Origin of the sequence: Lactobacillus hominis DSM 23910 = CRBIP 24.179, assembly GCF_000296835.1 — a bacterium.
GTDB lineage: Bacteria > Bacillota > Bacilli > Lactobacillales > Lactobacillaceae > Lactobacillus > Lactobacillus hominis.
The window spans coordinates 28,561-46,263 of sequence record NZ_CAKE01000003.1 but is presented as its reverse complement, the minus strand read 5'-3'; the positions used below and the strand labels follow the sequence as shown (position 1 = coordinate 46,263).

The window sequence follows — 17,703 nt, the reverse complement described above, 5'->3', positions numbered from 1 at the left end:
TTATTACTTATCCACATTCTCAGCAGACCTTTATTATATTACTCTCTTTTTCTGAAAATGCAATACCTTTTTGTGTCTTTTTTTCACTTTTTATCAACAGTGCGCAAAAAAAGCCCTCAATGTAGAGGGCTTTAATATTATTCACCAAGCTTTGGTTGTTTTTCAATAACTTTCATGCCATGCATGTAAGGTTGAAGTACTTCTGGAACATTAACAGTTCCATCTTCATTTTGGTAATTTTCCAAAATTGCAGCTACTGTTCTACCTACAGCTAAACCTGAACCATTCAAAGTGTGTGCTAAGTGCAACTTACCATTCTCATCTCTATAACGAATTTGGCTACGACGAGCTTGGAAGTCAGTACAGTTAGAACAACTTGAAATTTCGCGGTATTTATCTTGAGCTGGCATCCAAACTTCAAGATCGTAAGTCTTAGCACTAGTAAAACTTGCATCCCCAGTTGATAAAGCAACAACGTGGTACGGCAAACCTAACTTTTGAAGCAAGTGTTCAGCATTGTGGGTTAAGTTTTCTAATTCATCCCATGAACTGTCTTCATCAACAATTTTTACCATTTCAACTTTTCTAAATTCGTGCATTCTAATTAAACCACGAGTATCACGACCAGCTGAACCTGCTTCGCTTCTAAATGCCGGTGAAAAAGCAGTTACGTTAACAGGTAATTGTTTTGCATCTAAAATCTTGTCGCGGAAGTAATTTACCAATGGAACTTCAGCAGTTGGGATTAAAGTTAAATCGCGTGGCTTATCAGGATCATCATTGTCTACAATAGTATAAACATCTTCCGTAAACTTAGGGAATTGTCCAGTTCCTTGCATTGAAGCATCATTTACTAAGTAAGGTGGGATAATTTCAGTATATCCAGCTGCCATATTTTCATCTAAGAAAAAGTTGGCAACTGCACGTTCTAACATTGCACCGGCACCTTTGTAGTAAACAAAACGAGCACCAGAAACTTTAGCTGCGGTATCCCAGTCTAAAATATTTAAGTCAGTACCGATATCCCAGTGAGCCTTTGGCTTAAAGTCAAACTTAGTCGGTTCATTCCACTTACGAACTTCTTCATTGTAGCTTTCATCTGGACCAATTGGATCAGAATCTGCTGGGAAGTTTGGTAAACGAAGCAAGATGTAGTTTTGCTTTTCAGTTAATTCATCTACTTCTTTATCTAAATCCTTAATTTCTTTACCTACTTCACGCATAGCGGCAATTGCATCGCTAGCATCTTCTTTATTACGCTTAGCTTGTGCAATTTGATCAGATACTTCGTTACGTTTTTGCTTTAATTGTTCACTCTTAGTTAAAGCTTCACGTCTTTTGGCATCAACAGCTACTAATTCGTCTAATTCTTCTGGTTTAATGCCTCTAGTAGCTAATTTCTTTTTTGACCAGTCAAGGTTTTCACGAATGACCTTAATGTCTAACATAAAATTTCCTCCTAAATAATAAAACAAAAAAAGAGCCCACTCATCCCTTAATGGGACGAATCGACTCTCACGGTTCGCGGTACCACCCAAATTTGGTTAATATACCACACTTTAAAAGCGATAACGGTGCAAACCGTGTAGCATTGCCTACCCACATATGAAATCTGGAAACGACATCCACCTACTTCCACCAACCGTAGGCTCTCTGAAGCTGTCTTAGGATTTCGTGTTTATATGCATTGTATCATACCAATCTTGTGGTGTTAACAAAAAATATTTTTCTTGAAAATTTGTACCAACTGCTAATTGATTATAATCGGTGGTATAAACATAGCGAAAGCCTAGCAAATGAAGCAAATGCTGCGAGCGCTCATTGCTTGGAAAAGTGCCCGCCCAAATTTGATTTTGCTTCAAATCATTGAAAGCATAATTAATTACTAAATGCAGCGCATCATGCATTAAGCCCTGTCGCCAATAATTTTTATCCAATAAAAAACCTAGATCTTTCGTCGCAAGCAGCCCACTTTTTTCATCCATGCCGCGCTCATATAATTCAACTAAGCCAATCATTTGCTGGGTCTTTTTTAAAATAATTGCAAAACTGTATGGTCTTTGACTATAGCGCATAGCGGTTTGTCTTGCCTGCTGGATATCGGAAATTCTCTCAAAGCCAGCTGTTTCATGATATAGAGGATCTTTTCCCCACTGATATAAGCTTTCAGCGTCATGCTCATTAATTGGACGCAAATAGATTCGTTTATCTTCTAGCATTATTTCCCCATTAACTTAACTAGCCACTTAGCTCCATAAATTAAGCCCAAGCTGTAAGCAGCAATTGTCCATGGTTTACCTAATAAAATAATCAATAAGTATGTAGAAAACTTCATTTCAGTTAAGCCGGCAATCATACACAAAACATCGTCTGGAGCAGCGGGTGCAACAATACATAATGCAAAAAACCAATTAAATTTCTTTTGATTTTTGGTCCATTTCATGTATTTTTCGTAAGTCTGTTCTGAAACCAAGTGCAAAATAAATGGTCTACCATAATACCGCGCTAAGAAAAACAAAATAATTGAACCAACACAGATTCCTACATAGTTATAGACAAAGCCCCAGAGTGGTCCAAAAAAGATAACGCCACCTAAAAGCGAAACTCCGCCTGGAATAATCGGAATGACTACTTGGATTATTTGAATCAAGATAAAAACAATCGGGCCAATAATTTGTTTGTTAGCTAAATAAGCTTTCATTTTAGCTTGGTCCGTAAAAATGCCTAATTTGTACCAATAAATAGATAATAAAATAATGATTACTGTACAAACAATCGTTAAAATATTAATTAATCGGCGACTAGTTTTTGTTGACATAATCCCCAGACTCCTCTCCATAGTAAGTCAATCATACCAGAAAAAAAACGCTAATAGTTTCTATTTCAAATATTTTTAAAAGATAGAAAACTATTATATTTGAAGATAAAATACCACCTAATTTTTTAATTTATTCTATAATACATATAGTAAGTTAAATAACAATGGAGGTAGACCATGGTAGTTATAAAAAAAGACATTGTTTATGATGAAACTAATGATTTGAAAACTGATATTTACTTTCCTAATAACACCACTTCTCAAACCAAGATTCTTATTTTTTGGCACGGTGGTGGCTGGTTTCATGGAAGCAAGGATGATGTTAAAGATCTAGGCGTGCGTTTAGCTAATGCTGGCTTTATGACATTAATTCCAGATTACCGCTTAGCGCCTAAATATACTTTCCCTGCAGCTCATAATGATAGTAAGAATTTTGTCGAATGGCTTTTAAACTCACAATATACTGATCATGATGATCTGCAAAACATTGTTCAAATCGGCGCTAGCGTAGGTGGAACTTTAGCTTTATATATCGCAGGATCATACGGTTTTCCAACTGTCACTTGGTCAGCTCCGGTAGACTTTTCTAAATGGATGCAAAATCACCAAGATACTAAACCTTCTACAGATGCCGCTAAAGACTTCGGACTAACTGATCCTACTTTAATTAAAGAATCGTTTTATAAATACTTCACGCAAACTTATGCCGGAAACGACAGCAATCTATCAAAAATGGATGCTACTAGCTATAACTACGACAAATTGAGTCACCTATTTATGATCAACTCAGCTAAAGAGCTCAATCCATTAAAGAGCGTTTTAAATTATGTTGACTTTCTAGCAAGTGAAAATCATGAGGTGCAATTACTAGTTATTAAAGGAACAGGCCATGCGATGGCTTATGCTAAAGACTATGTTGATGAGTCTTTAGATTATTTATACCAAACTATTAAAGGTGCTAAAGAATAATGATAAATATCGAAAAATTTATTAGAATACGAAAAAAACTTGGCCTCTCTCAAAACAGCTTGTGCGACGGAATTTGTACTCAGTCAACATTAAGTAAGTTTGAAAATAATGGGCGAATTCCTTCAATGAAAATTTTAAATAGCTTGTGTGCCAGAATGGATATAAACTTATCCGATATTATGCTCACAAGTCAAAACAATGATGTTGCCACTAAATTATTTGAAGCTGAATTTGCTACAATTCAATATGATTTTCCTAAAGTAGCACGTATTTTAAGTAAAATTTCTCCCAACCAATTGCTTCGTCAAAAAGACGTTTACCATTACTACTATTTACGTGGTCTAATTGCCTTAGAGTTAGACCATGATGAAACGGATGCTTTATATTACTTCAACTCCATCCTAAATTCTGAAAAAATTAAAACTAATAGCATCTATTATTTGTTAGCTTTAAAAGGTTGCAGTCAAGTTTATGAATTGCAAAACGACTCAGAAAAAGCTGATCATTACTATCAAAACTTAATTAAGCGTATTAAAGATGTTGAAGTTAACGATCGAACCGTAACTTTACAATTGCTTTCGATCTTATGTCAATCTGGTGAATTTTACGGACGCGAACAAAAATATGACCTGTCTGATGACTTACTTAAATATGGTTATCAAATTTGCTCAGACAAACACGTAATTTACTTTATTGCACGAATTTTGTTTAGACTCGCCCTCAATAATAAGGCACAAAATAAAGATCCACAGCTTACCGCACAATATTTGCAAGACACAGCTGCCTTTGCTCGCTTAAATAAAAATAGAGTTTTACTTGATAAAATCCAGCAATTTGAAAATTAAATCTGTAATCTCAATAATGCAAAAAATTTGGCATTATTTTTTTAGCTTTTTTAAAGTAAGCGCTTTATAATAGAAACTATACAAATATCGAAAAGGAGTCTTTTTATGTCAAAATATGAATCAATTAATCCTTACACAAATCAATTAATAAAAACATATCCTAATGCAACTGATGACGAAATTGAAGATGCCTTAACAGCTGGACACAAGCTTTACTTTACTTGGCGCAAGCAAGAACCATCTATGCGTGCTAAGCAATTAGCTGATATTGCCAAGAGCTTTAAAAAGCATCGCGAAGACATGGCTAAAATGATGACCATGGAAATGGGTAAATTATACAAAGAATCTCTTGAAGAGGTCGACTTATGTATCAATATTTGCGAATATTATGCTAAAAATGGCGTAAAAATGCTTGAACCAACTCATCTTGATACAGAGCTTGGAGATGCCTATTACTTAAAACAAGCTACAGGAATTATTATGGCTTGTGAGCCTTGGAATTTTCCACTTTATCAAGTAATCCGCGTTTTTGCACCAAACTTTATTGTTGGTAACCCAGTAATTTTAAAACATGCCCACAATGTTCCAGGCAGTGCCCAATTAGCTCAAAAAATTATTGAAGAAGCAGGAGCACCACAAGCTAGTTTAACTAATCTATTTTTGAGCTATGATCAAATTGACAAAGTAATCAGCGACATGCGCGTTCAAGGAGTTGCCTTAACTGGATCTGAGCGTGGAGGAGCTAGCGTTGCTCAAGCAGCTGGTAAGAATATTAAAAAGTCAACTATGGAATTAGGTGGCAATGACCCATTTATTATTTTAGACGATGCTGACACTAATACTCTTCGTAGCGTCTTAAGCGATGCACGTACTTATAACGGCGGTCAAGTATGTACTTCTTCTAAACGTATTATCGTAGTTGAATCTCGTTATGAAGAGGTTTTGCACGAATTGCAAAATGTCTTTTCTAACCTTAAGCCAGGCGATCCAATGGATGAGGCTACCACTTTACCACCAATGAATTCTCAAAAGGCAGCCGATAAATTAAAAGCTCAAGTTGATAAAGGCGTTGAAGCTGGGGCTAAAGTATTCTACCAATTCCCAGAAATTGAACATGATGGTGCCTTCTTTAGACCAATGATTTTAACTGATATTAGTGAAAATAATCCACTTTTTGATGAAGAATTATTCGGCCCTGTTGCTCAAGTCTACAAGGTTAAAGATGAACAAGCTGCCATTGATCTAGCCAACAATTCTAGTTTTGGCTTAGGCTCAAGTATTATCACTAGCGATGTAAAACATGGTCAGCAATTAGCTAGCGAAATTGAAACAGGTATGACTGTAATTAACGGTCGCTGGATTACCGCGCCAGAACTTCCATTTGGTGGCGTCAAGAAGTCTGGCTATGGTCGCGAATTAAGTGAATTAGGTCTTATGGCATTTGTTAATGAGCACTTAGTCATTGATGTCAGTCAAAACAAAAAATAAACAGTAAATATCTGTAATAAAAAGAGGAAATGTTTCAACATTTCCTCTTTTTATTAATTCTTCAAACTCTTAGCGGCAATTATTGTTGTCAAAATACTTGAAATCAGTAATAAATATGCCGAAACTCCAAATGAAATAGCGTTAGCCATCATTTTTTGAAGCTTAGCTCCACTTGTTACTGTATTAGCAGTTATTCCAACAATTGAACCAGCATTCATAAAGATTAATTCAAAAGCAGCAATCAATAGCAAAATCGTTTCAATTAATGAAAAAACAAAGACTACTTTTTTATTGTTAACTTTATTTCTAATAGTTAAAACAATAATAGCTAGCGGAATCAATACTAATGTCAGCCACAAGCCGTAACCAATAACCATATATTTTCCGCCTAAGCCACCAAGACTTAATAGCATTCTAGAAATCGATTGCGATTGAAAGCTTTGCATGGAACTTGAAGAAAATGGACCGTAAAAAACAACTATCAAACTTAAAGCTGCCATTAAAACAACGCCTAACTGGGTGGCACTACGCTTTTCTTTGACAGTTTGCTTAATTTCTTGGCTGAATGGCTCTTTTCCTTTTTTAATTCTGCGAGCAGCTACCTTAGCTTGAGTATCTTCAAATGAATTTAAAACATCTGACCCCACCTTATTAACATGCTCAGTTAATCGCTTATCAGCAGTATATTGTTCAGTATTTGGATGGCGATCGCAAACCACAAATAGCCACACCATTAATGCGAAAAAGGTAAACCAGCCCAGTGATCGCGAAAAACTCATTAAAATTAATAAGCCAACACCAATTAAAAAGACGATTGTTGAATTTACATTTACCCACTGAATCATCGCCGCAACTGTACTGTTTTGCTTTTTAGGTGCAATTGTTTCTTGGCTGCGCTGACTTCTACGACCAGTGGCAGATGCTTCTTGACTAGGTGCAGCCTGCGATTGGCTTGTAGTAAAATAGTCCGACCTAAATTTTTTTAAGTTAAAGTTGCAATGTGGGCAGTATTCATCTTCAGGCGACACATTTGCTCCACAATTTGGACATTTCATATAAAAAATTCCCTCATTTACTTTCAATTCTTTTAAATAAATTATAGCATTGATAATAGTCGGTTTTTATTAAGACAAAAGAAAAAGGGATAACTTATGAAAATTTCAAGATTATTAATAAATTGTACTATTCTTAGCCTAACTGCACTTAGTTTTGGCTGTCAAAATAATAAACAAGCCACAAATAAGTCAGCTTCTACTTCTGTTTCAACTACTAATAAACAAGCAAAGCCTAAACGCGTTGCAGACGATTTACAATCAAAGAAGAATAAATTCATTTTTTCTGGCACTTTAACCAAAAAAGATAAAGAAGAACTAGCTAAAATGAATATAGCTGCTTTTGGTGATTCAGTCATGGAAGGCTGTAAAGATGACTATCAAAAAATGTTCCCCAAAATTCAAATTGATGCTGGCGTTTCGCGCCAAGCAAGTAGCTTACCGTCTGAATTAGCTGGGAAAAACTTACCCGACACCATCCTAATTGGCTTAGGAACAAATGGCCCCTTCAGTCAGCAGCAATATGATCAAATTATGAAAACTTTAGGTCAACGTCAAGTTTACTGGATTAATACCAATGTTTATAAAGACTGGCGTCAAGATGTAAATATCATGCTTTTACATGGCAGTCAAAAGTATAAAAATGCTCACGTAATTAATTGGTACCAATATTGCCGCAATCATGATGACTGGTTCTGGGATGGCATTCATCCTAATATTGAAGGACGCCAAAAAATGGTCGACTTTGTTGGACGTAATTTAATTGCTGACGAAAAATTTAAATAATAAAACAAAAAACTTCTCCATAAAAAGAGAAGTTTTTTCATGCTATAGTTCTTCATTGCAACTATTTCAAATATTTTTTATGGTCAATTATCATCCCTAATCCCAATAAACCTAAAACTGCAATTCCACTAATTAGTGCCAAATTAGTATGCTTTGCGCTAGTTTGGGGCAATTTAGCCTTACTAGGGTTTGGCTTGGTATTGGTCATCTTAATAGTCTTAGGTAAGTGACCTTTTGCATTTAATTCGCCAGTAACCTGAATTGCCTTACTCTTAACCCATTCTTCAACAGGCTTAGTATGAGGCCTCTTTGTATTAGGTGTCTTTTGATCATGATGAGTAGTCGGAACAGAAGGTACAGGATTAGTATCTTCTGGAGTATGTGGCTTATCATCAGATGGAGTTGGTGGAGTTAGTGGAGTCGGTGGAGTAATATCACCACCATTATTACCACTACTATCTTGTTTATAGGTTACAACATAGTTTTCATCGTGATCTTTTGGCGTTACTGTCTTTTGGGCAAACTCCTTAATACTTGGAGTATAGCCTATAACAGTTGGCGAAGTATATTCAGGCCATACTCCACTGCCCTTATCCCAAGCACCTTTTTCAATTGTACTATCTTTATATGTAGTTACAGTCCGTTTAAATGTTACTGGCTGCTTTTCTACCTGTGTTTTACCATCTGGGAACTTAACTGTAATTGTTCTAGTAATTGTCTTACTTTCAGTTGACTTTGTCGATGGCTGCTTAGTATATGTTACAACATAGTTTTCATCGTGATCATCCGGCGTTACTGTCTTTTGAGCAAACTCCTTAATACTTGGAGTATACGTTGGAACTGCTGGCGAAGTATATTCAGGCCATACTCCACTTGCCTTATCCCAAGAACCTTTTTCAATTGTATCATCTTTATATGTAGTTACAGTCCGTTTAAATGTTACTTTCTGTTTTTCTACATGTGTTTTGCCATCTGGGAACTTAACTGTAATTGTTCTAGTAATTGTCTTACTTTCAGTTGACTTCGTCGATGGCTGCTTAGTATATGTTACAACATAGTTTTCATCGTGATCATCCGGCGTTACTGTCTTTTGAGCAAATTTTTCAGTACTTGGAGTATACGTTGGAACTGTTGGCGAAGTATATTCAGGCCAAATTCCACTGGTCTTATCCCAATCGCCGATAACTGGATCTCCGTTTACATACGTAGTTACAGCCCGTTTAAATGTTACTGGCTGCTTTTCTACCTGTGTTTTACCATCTGGGAACTTAACTGTAATTGTTCTAGTAATTGTCTTACTTTCAGTTGTTACTGTAGGCGCAACAATATGTAATTCATAAACTGGAACTACCCAGTCTGCTAAGAAGTTATCATCAGCTGGTTGATATAACCTCAAACTAGTCTTAAGCAAGTTATTGTTATTAGTATCCCCTTTTTGATCCCAAGTGCGTAAATCAAAATCAGAATTATAGTTTTTAAGATCCTGCTTTATCTCATCTGCAGCAATCATAGTATTCAAATACTTAGTTAAATCATCTTTATCACGAAAGACAAAGTTTAATTTATGTTCGCCGATTTTAGGATTTTCTTCAGCATCTCTAGCTAGCTGTGAATCATTTGCCTTAACCAAGGTTAAAACATTTGAATTCTGACGACCGGTGACAGTAATACCTTTATCATCATCGCTTTCTTTATATACCCACTGCTGCTTATTGAGATCCATTAATGCAGGCAATGCATATCCTTGGGCATCATTAGCCAATACCGCAATTGGTTGTGTTCCTGCAAAATCATCAACTATAAAGGCATTCTTATCATCTGGCAACTTAATATTGTTCATTGTGATGACAGCTTGATTAATTAAATATGCAAACATTCCCTCAGGTCCACGGAAAATTTCGCCGCCTTCAGTTCTATTTACAAAGCCATAGTTGTTATAGTGTAGCAAATGGCTAAAGTCCCAATTACTCATGTTTACATGCTGGACACCAGAACCGTAGAACATTTTACCTGCTATCTGAAGTTTAGGCGTTTTCCAGCCGCTGAGATCAACATTATTTAAGCTCTTAGTCTTATAAAACATCCAACGAGTATCATGAACATTTCTAGTATCCCAGTTCGAAATATCACCAACAGTGGTTAATGCCTTATCATTAGCAAACATCATCGCTAAACTATAATTTTGGTCAGTCTTTTTAGTACCAACTTTACCTACATTCCACTTCGAAAGATCCAAACTCTTCAAATTAGGATCATCAGAAAACATGTAGCTCATGTCAGTTACATTAGACGTATCCCACCCATCAACGAAGTTTAAATCTGTTTGTTTGGTAACTGCATCAAACATATAGGTCATGTCAGTTACTTGGAATGTATCCCAGTTTTTCAAACCGGCTAATTGTCCATCTTTCAAAGATTTAAGGTGATCAAACATATTGCACATGTTGGTAACTTTAGATGTGTTCCAATTTGAAAGATCACCAATCGTCTCTAGCTTCTTTTGACCGGTAAACATGAATCCCATATCAGTTACATTGGACGTATCGCAGCTTGATAGATCGAGATTAGTCAACTTACCCAAATATTTCAAGCTTTGTGGTTCATAGTCATCTATAGTTGGATTGTAATATGCCCCAAACATATTGCTCATATTAGTTACATTATGAGTATCAAATCCTTCAATACCAATAATGTGTGTTAAATTTTGATCATTACTAAACATGCCGCTCATGTCAGCGGCATTTGATGTTGGCAAATTAGTGACATCAATTGTCTCAACACTTGGTAAATTGGCAAATAGACCGTTAAAATTAGTTATTTTCTTGGAAACATCTAAATTATCAAGGCTAATTTTCTTAGCACCATTATTTGCAGCAGCTGAAATATAAGCATGCAAAATAGCTGCCGGAATATTTTTGGCATTATCTAATTTGACTTCTTTAAATACTTTATTAGAAACAAAAGCAAAGTAATTATCAAATGTTCCACTACTCATATTATCTGGGAAAGTTACCCCGCTCAGATTTAAGTAACTGAGCTTTTTATCAGCGTAGAATATATCTCCAAGCGAAACTTTACTTAAATCTAAGCCGCTTAAATTAACTCTTTCAAGAGATCCATCTCTTGCTAACATTCCATCCATTTTTTGAATATTACTAATATCCAGCCCTGATAAATTAATTTCTTTTACATCAGGCAAGTCAGAAAGTAAACCTTGCAAATTAGTTACATTCTTGGAAAGATTCAAGTTAGAAAGATCTATTTGCGTGGCTTTACTATTTTTAGCTGCTTGAATATAAGCTCGTAAAACTTTTTCAGGTATGTTTTGGGTTGCATCAAGATCAAAGTTAAATATATTATTGGTCTCTACAAATGCATTTGAATCTTTTACATCTTTATTAAAAGTTACGCTACTTAAGTTAATCGTTTTAAGCTTAGGACATTTTTGAAAAATATTACTAATATCACCAACATTAGAGAGATTAGCGCCATGTAAGTCTACTGATGTTAGATTAGAATCATTGTTAAATAAATTACTTAAGTTAGTTACGTTAGAAAAATCAAAGCCGGAAAGATTAATTGTTTCTACATTAGATAACGATGAAAGTAGCCAGCTCCAATCAGTAAATTGAAATGATGCAGGGAATTGAGCCGCATCAAGTTCTGTAGCCCCACTATTTGTAAAGGCTGTCATGTAATAGTGGAGTATATTTTTAGTAACGTTTTTAGCGTTTGCAAGATTTACAGATGTTAAACTACTTGGTATTGCCTGAAACATGCCATCGTTTACGCCATCTTTAAACGTTACGCCGCTTAGATTCAAGCTTTTTACCTGAGGATCGCCATAAAACATCGCACTCAGATCAGTAACTTTAGACAGATCCCTGCCACTTAAGTCGACATCTGTTAAAGCTTTGTCGTTATAGAACATACCGTTCATATTAGTGACATTACTTAAATCCCAAGTATTTAAGCCAATAACTTTCTTCAATTTAGTACAATCGCTAAAGGTATGGACCATGCTGGTAATATTGCCAGTATTCCAACCAGTAACGTTGATTGTTTCGAAATTACCATTCCACTGAAATAGGGAATTCAGGTTCGTAATACTAGATGAGATACTTCCAATTTGACTTAAATCTAGATTTGTATCGCCATTCTTGCCTGCAGCTTTAATAGAAGCTTGAATAACTGATAAAGGCACTTGCTTAGCACCAGCCAGATTAATAGTAGTTAAACTATTATCACCACCAACAAAATAGCTAGTGTCATTATTGCTTTTTACGCCAAAATTGACATTACTTAGGTTAAGATTAGTTAAATTACCGTTGTCAGCTACTAGGCTTGAAATAGACGCCTTACTCAAATCCCAGCCACTGAGATTAGCAGACTTAAGCATTGGATTATTCTCCACCGCCCAGTCCATACTGGTAACATTACTCGTATTCCAGCCAGATAAGTCAAGATCTTCCAGCGACTTATCCATGTTAAACATCGAGCTCATGTCAGTTACTTCACTAGTATCTAAGTTATGTAAGTCAACATGCTTCAAAGATTGGTTTCCTTTGAATGCGCGATTCAAACTACCGCGCGCATATAGCTTTTCACCATCTGGATCAATAGTTACGCTCGTTGCCTTTGATTGATTAATTGTCTTAAATAAATCACTAGTAACATAAACTTTTTCACCGTCTGTAATTTTTCCTGCCTTGATAAAGTCACTAGTGTTAGGAATATAGATATCGAGATCGCTTCCCTTGTATCTTGTTAAAGTATATTCACCTTTAGCTTGATCAAGGTTTCCATCCCAGTCGTCAGTATTATATTTACTATTATTTTGTACGTCTGAGTCTTTAGCTTCACTTTTAGCATCTTGCTTAATACTAGTTTTTTGTTCTTTAATCTCAGATTTTGGTAGCTGATTAGTTTTTTCAGTATCCAATGAATTTAATTGAATTTTATCTTGAACATCAGATTTTGAAACTACTGCATTATTTGTAGATGCTTTGTCAGCTGGCGTAGTTATTTTATTTTCTTTATTAGATGACGCCTCTGAAGTATCAAATTTTTGAACTTGATCTTTCTCTTGCTCCTACTGTGCAGTCACTTTTGCTGTATTTTGGGCAGAATTAATATCATCTGCTTTTACTATCTGATCATTCCAAGACATAAAAGTTATCCCAATTAAGACAGAAGTAGCTCCAATAGTTAATTTTCGAATCGAAAAGCGTTGTTGAGATAAGCCTGATTGAGATTTGTTTTTTAGCATAACATCCTGACTCCCTTTTTAAATTATTCAATATTCTCAATTTTTGCCACCTCAATTATAAGACAAACGTTATTATATTAAAACATAATTGATAGCTTTTCTCATATAGTCGTACTCTGCCTTAAGTTAAAATAACATTACTACCCCAACAAAAAAGAGACTCTTACAAGTCTCTAATATATATTGTTCTGTTATATAATTTTCTAGTTTTTATGTCGCGTTTTTTTCACTATGACGCTTCATTGCTAATTTAACTAAAAGTAGTGAAAGAACCAATAAAATGGCGATCACAATTAAAGTCGTAATTATTTTTTTGGTATCGCCTGCAAAAATTGCATCTCCTCCAAAAGCGTAGATAAACGACATTGGAAACATTCCAATTACTACCATTACTAGATATCTATTCTTGGGCACTTGCAAACGTACAGCGGTGTAATTGACCAAAACACTAGGAATAAATGGGATCATAAAACCCAATGTCATCCCAATGCCGGGATGTTTTTGGCGCATTAAGAAATTCAAGATCTTATTTTTCTTAAATTTATGAGAAAAATCAATCTTATCAATCAAAGCAGCCACAACGCAATTACCTAAAATATTGCCAAACCAGTTAATTATAAAACCTAACCAAGGTCCATAACACATTCCCGCTAAGACGCAGAATACAGAATTAGAAAATCCAGGAATTGCGTTTAAAACAGCAATTAATCCAAGCAAAAATAAGCTATCACGGACATCATGCTGACGTATTAAACGCATTAAATCTACTTTAGTATGACTATTTGGATGAAATAGCAAATTAATTTCGGGTCGATAGTCACGATATAAAAAATAAATTAGGAAAATTGCAATAGCGATTCCAACTGCAATTATGATATTTTTACGTAATTTTTTAGACATAGTTTTCTTTCACAACTTAATACTTACACCCTCTATTTTACATGATTTTCAATCCAAACAAAAAAAGAGTCTACAGAATCTGTAAACTCTTTAAAATCTCCAAACAAAACTATTGCTTGCCTGATTTTTTATTCTTTTTTCTCTCCAAACCATCATAAGTAATGGTAATTGCGGCTGACATATTAATTGGAATTAAGAATACCAATAATAGTAAACCAATAATTACGGCCATAGCAACTTCGATCAAAGTAGGAACGCCTGATGGAATCAACGCAGCAAACGTACCGCCTAAGATAATCGCAGCTGAAATTACAACCGTACCAATAATTGAACATGCACGCAAGATCTTTTCACTAGCTGTGACTCCTGGTTCGGCTATACTCAATTCACGATATCTCATCATCAAGAAGATACTGTAGTCAACACCTAACGCAATTAACATGATGAAGGTAAAGAATGGCGTATTCCAAGTTAATAAATCTCTACCAAGTAATGGCTTAATTAACCATTGCGTAATTGATAATGATGTAATGTAAGAAATTAACAACGTACCTAAGATAAAGATTGGTTGCAATACTGAACGAGTAATGAAGATTAAAGCTAATCCAATACCAATGAGCATAATTGCAGCAGTTCTAAGGAAGTCTTCGCTAGAAACTTTTTGAGTATCGTAAATCTTTTCAGATTGTCCACCCATGGCAATTTCTGAGCCTTCTAAGCTGGTTCCTTTAACTGATTGCTTAACCATACTACTTAAAGCATTAGCCTTCTTAGCTGCTTTATCAGAAGCTGGGTTAAGTTTCAAAATGATAATAAACTTAGTCGACTTCAAATCAGATGACATATAATTATCCAACGATTCTTGGAATTCATTTGAATGAATCATGTTGTCTGGAATATAGAAAGTATTAGCAGCAGCTGAATCGCTTAAACCGCCTAAGTAATTTTGAGCAGTTCCTAAACCATTGTTAACTTTATCAATTCCAGTGGTTAATTGTGGCGCATTTGTAGCAATTTGACCTAAGCCATTGCTTAATTGAGTTGCACCGTTTGCGCCTTGACTCAAGCCGGCATTTAATTGGCTAGCTCCGTTATACAGTGCACTAGCTCCGGCGCTTAATTGGCCTGCGCCATTTGCACCCTGGCTTAAACCAGCTGAAAGCTGAGCAGCACCGCTGTTTAAACGACTTGCGCCATTTGCACCTTGAGCTACAGCTCCTTGAACTTGAGTTAAACCAGATTGAAGCTTAGTTAAAGCACTATTTGCACCAGGCAAAGCAACATTTGAAGCACCTGCTAATTTATTAACTTGCTGCTTCAGAGTTTCTACTTGACCAAGCATTCCTTGAAGAGTTTGCATGGTTCCAGCAACTGAAGTCATAGAACCTGCTAATGATTTATCAGCTTCGCCAGCTTTTTGAATATTTGCACCAACAGATTGAAGAGCCTGAGTTAATGAAGCTTGTTGACTTGAAACGCTGCTTTCAACACTGCCCATAATGCTTTGCAATGCGTTAGTCATAACTTGCTGTTGCGTAGCATTTAATTGAGCCTTACGCATTGCAACAGCATAGTCTTGCATAATCTGCTGTTTTTGACTATGGCTCATACCAGCGTTTGCACCTTGCAAACTTTGCAAAGTATTGCCAGCTTGAGTTAAGTTATCGCCAATAACTTTTGCTTGGGTTCCAACATTAGTTAAATTAGTAGTTAAACTTGCAGTATCAATTCCTGAAGAAGTGCCTAAAGCTTTATTTAATTGTTGAATTCCATCGTTAATTTGTGGCAAGCCTTGCTGAAGCTGAGCTAATTGGCTACGAGTTGCACCGTTCATTTGACCTGCAAGTTGCGCACTCATTAAGTTCAAACCATTTACTAATTGTTGTGTTCCATTTTGTAATTGGTTAGCACCGTTTACTAAAACAAAAGTACCATTTTGTAAACGAACTGCACCTTGCTGCAAAGCCAAAGTACCACTTTCTAGACGCCCTGCACCATTTTGCAAAAGCGTAGTTCCTGAAGCTAATTGATCAGCTCCAGCTTGCAAACGCACTGCACCATTAGTAATTTGCTTTGAACCGTCGCTTAATTGACTTAGACCTTTTCTAGCGGTGTTAGTTCCTGAATTTACAGTGCCTAATTGATTATTAACGTATAATCTCTTAATCTTTTCGCCATTTGGTTGAGTTGCAGAAGATGCAAATTTAACATCTGGATCTGCTTGTAATTGTTTGACAATTTGATCAATCGTCTTTAAATCTTTTTCATTGTCTAAAGTGTGCTTAGATTTAATGTAAAGCGTTGAATATTCTGGCGTACCCTTTGAAAAGTGGTCTTGCAACACTAAAAGGCCTGCCTTAGAAGGTGTTGAATCAGAAATTTCGTCAGCATCATCATAGTTTAGGTGGTTGGAGTAGAAGAAGAAAAATGGTGCAACTACTACAGCAACTACCAAAAGATAAATTACTGGATGTCTTAAAGTTCCCTTAGAAATGCCAGTCCATAATTTAGAAGAACTTTCGCCTTCAAACTTTTTAACTGGCCAAAACATCTTTTCGCCAAGAACTGCCATGAAAAATGGGTTCAAGGTCAATAAGACAACTAACAAAACCGCTACACCTACGGCAACGCCGGCTGCAGATTGGTAAACAGAGAATTGTGCTAATCCTAAAGCAGAAAATCCGATTAAGATTGATGAACCTGAGTAAAGGATTGTTCTACCAGCTTTTTTACGAGCATCACTAGCTGCAGCATATTTCTCCATCCCTTTACCCAGGTTTTCTTTAAACTTGTCATACAGCAAGATGTTATAGTCAGTACCAATACCAAATAAAACGATGACCATAAACACTTGCGTAAAGTTAGAAAATGGGAAGTTAAAGTACTTTACTAGGTTAGTAACAATTGAAAATGATGTGATAAATGATACACCAACTGTTAATAATGAAATTAAAGGCACAATTGGTGATCTAAATACAAGAACTAAAACAATGAAGATAAAGATAATGGAAATAACTTCCGTCTTCTTAATTCCTTCTTGCACTGCTGCTGAGAAGTCATCTTCTAAGATTCTTACTCCAGTAACATAAGTTCTAAGACCACGTGTTTTAGCCGCTTTAATCAGCTCAGTATTAGTTTTAGAAACGGTTGAGTGATCGTTAGCAATATTAAGCTGCACTACTTCAGTAGTCTTATCTTTTGAAATAAGTTGATCTTTTGTCGCAAAGTTATCATTTGGCGTCATCATTGACTTGATGCCGAGACGTTTTTTATTATCCTTCAAGAACTTAATTGTATCGTTGATAGAATCTTGATCCTTTGAAGTTAATTTGCCGTCTTTTTTATTAAAGACAACTCCGACTACATAAGTATTGTCTTGCTTATGTCCCCATTGATTCTCGATTTTAGTTGCAATTGAACTTTGAACATTATCTGGGAGCTTGATTTCAGAATGCTGACGCGTTAATGCGTTAACATTTGGTAAAGCAAAAATCGCAATTAATACGATGGCTATCCAGGCGATCAAAGAACCAACATGATTTTTCATGAATTGCTTCATATTTTTCCCTTTCTCCT

General features: G+C 35.6%; 12 protein-coding genes. 4 read left to right on the top strand and 8 right to left on the bottom strand.

Features of this window, described 5'->3' with window-relative positions:
• Positions 1–137 precede the first annotated feature (137 nt).
• From serS to BN55_RS03045, 3 genes are all read right to left on the bottom strand, one after another.
• Positions 138–1,448: a serine--tRNA ligase gene (gene serS, locus BN55_RS03055; protein WP_008470276.1), complete on the bottom strand. Its 1,311-nt coding sequence runs from the start codon at positions 1,446–1,448 to the stop codon at positions 138–140.
• Positions 1,449–1,664: 216 nt separating this feature from the next.
• Positions 1,665–2,219: a GNAT family N-acetyltransferase gene (locus BN55_RS03050; RefSeq protein ID WP_008470274.1), complete on the bottom strand. Its 555-nt coding sequence runs from the start codon at positions 2,217–2,219 to the stop codon at positions 1,665–1,667.
• Positions 2,219–2,818 (bottom strand): TVP38/TMEM64 family protein, encoded by a 600-nt coding sequence (locus BN55_RS03045; RefSeq protein WP_008470272.1) that lies wholly within the window; start codon positions 2,816–2,818, stop codon positions 2,219–2,221. Before BN55_RS03045 ends, BN55_RS03050 begins: the two co-directional genes overlap by 1 nt.
• Positions 2,819–2,995: 177 nt before the next feature.
• Here BN55_RS03045 and BN55_RS03040 point away from each other — a divergent pair, with 177 nt between their 5' ends.
• The 3 genes from BN55_RS03040 (at position 2,996) to BN55_RS03030 (ending at position 6,120) form a co-directional block, all read left to right on the top strand.
• Positions 2,996–3,787, top strand: coding sequence for an alpha/beta hydrolase fold domain-containing protein (locus BN55_RS03040; protein WP_008470271.1), 792 nt, complete (start codon positions 2,996–2,998; stop codon positions 3,785–3,787).
• The gene (locus tag BN55_RS03035) at positions 3,787–4,632 is read left to right on the top strand and encodes a helix-turn-helix domain-containing protein (protein ID WP_040469186.1); all 846 of its coding nucleotides are present in this window, start codon (positions 3,787–3,789) and stop codon (positions 4,630–4,632) included. The genes BN55_RS03040 and BN55_RS03035 overlap by 1 nt, the downstream gene beginning before the upstream one ends.
• A gap of 105 nt (positions 4,633–4,737) precedes the next feature.
• Positions 4,738–6,120: an NAD-dependent succinate-semialdehyde dehydrogenase gene (locus BN55_RS03030; protein WP_008470269.1), complete on the top strand. Its 1,383-nt coding sequence runs from the start codon at positions 4,738–4,740 to the stop codon at positions 6,118–6,120.
• 53 nt (positions 6,121–6,173) lie between these two features.
• On the opposite strand, the gene BN55_RS03025 is transcribed toward BN55_RS03030, so the two are convergent.
• Positions 6,174–7,175, bottom strand: coding sequence for a zinc ribbon domain-containing protein (locus BN55_RS03025; protein ID WP_008470268.1), 1,002 nt, complete (start codon positions 7,173–7,175; stop codon positions 6,174–6,176).
• Positions 7,176–7,271: 96 nt separating this feature from the next.
• Here BN55_RS03025 and BN55_RS03020 point away from each other — a divergent pair, with 96 nt between their 5' ends.
• The gene (locus BN55_RS03020) at positions 7,272–7,958 is read left to right on the top strand and encodes an SGNH/GDSL hydrolase family protein (protein WP_008470266.1); all 687 of its coding nucleotides are present in this window, start codon (positions 7,272–7,274) and stop codon (positions 7,956–7,958) included.
• A 61-nt stretch (positions 7,959–8,019) separates the two neighbouring features.
• Here the strand turns inward: BN55_RS03020 and BN55_RS09530 are convergent, their stop codons facing one another.
• The 4 genes from BN55_RS09530 to BN55_RS03005 all read right to left on the bottom strand — a co-directional run bounded on the left by BN55_RS09530 (position 8,020) and on the right by BN55_RS03005 (position 17,686).
• The gene (locus BN55_RS09530; RefSeq protein ID WP_008470264.1) at positions 8,020–12,900 is read right to left on the bottom strand and encodes a BspA family leucine-rich repeat surface protein; all 4,881 of its coding nucleotides are present in this window, start codon (positions 12,898–12,900) and stop codon (positions 8,020–8,022) included.
• A 150-nt stretch (positions 12,901–13,050) separates the two neighbouring features.
• Positions 13,051–13,227 (bottom strand): YSIRK-type signal peptide-containing protein, encoded by a 177-nt coding sequence (locus BN55_RS09705; protein WP_008470263.1) that lies wholly within the window; start codon positions 13,225–13,227, stop codon positions 13,051–13,053.
• Between the two features lie 210 nt (positions 13,228–13,437).
• Positions 13,438–14,127 carry a TVP38/TMEM64 family protein gene (locus BN55_RS03010; protein ID WP_008470262.1) on the bottom strand — a complete coding sequence of 230 codons (690 nt, stop codon included), beginning with the start codon at positions 14,125–14,127 and terminating at the stop codon, positions 13,438–13,440.
• A gap of 109 nt (positions 14,128–14,236) precedes the next feature.
• Positions 14,237–17,686 carry an MMPL family transporter gene (locus BN55_RS03005; protein ID WP_008470261.1) on the bottom strand — a complete coding sequence of 1,150 codons (3,450 nt, stop codon included), beginning with the start codon at positions 17,684–17,686 and terminating at the stop codon, positions 14,237–14,239.
• Positions 17,687–17,703: the final 17 nt, after the last annotated feature.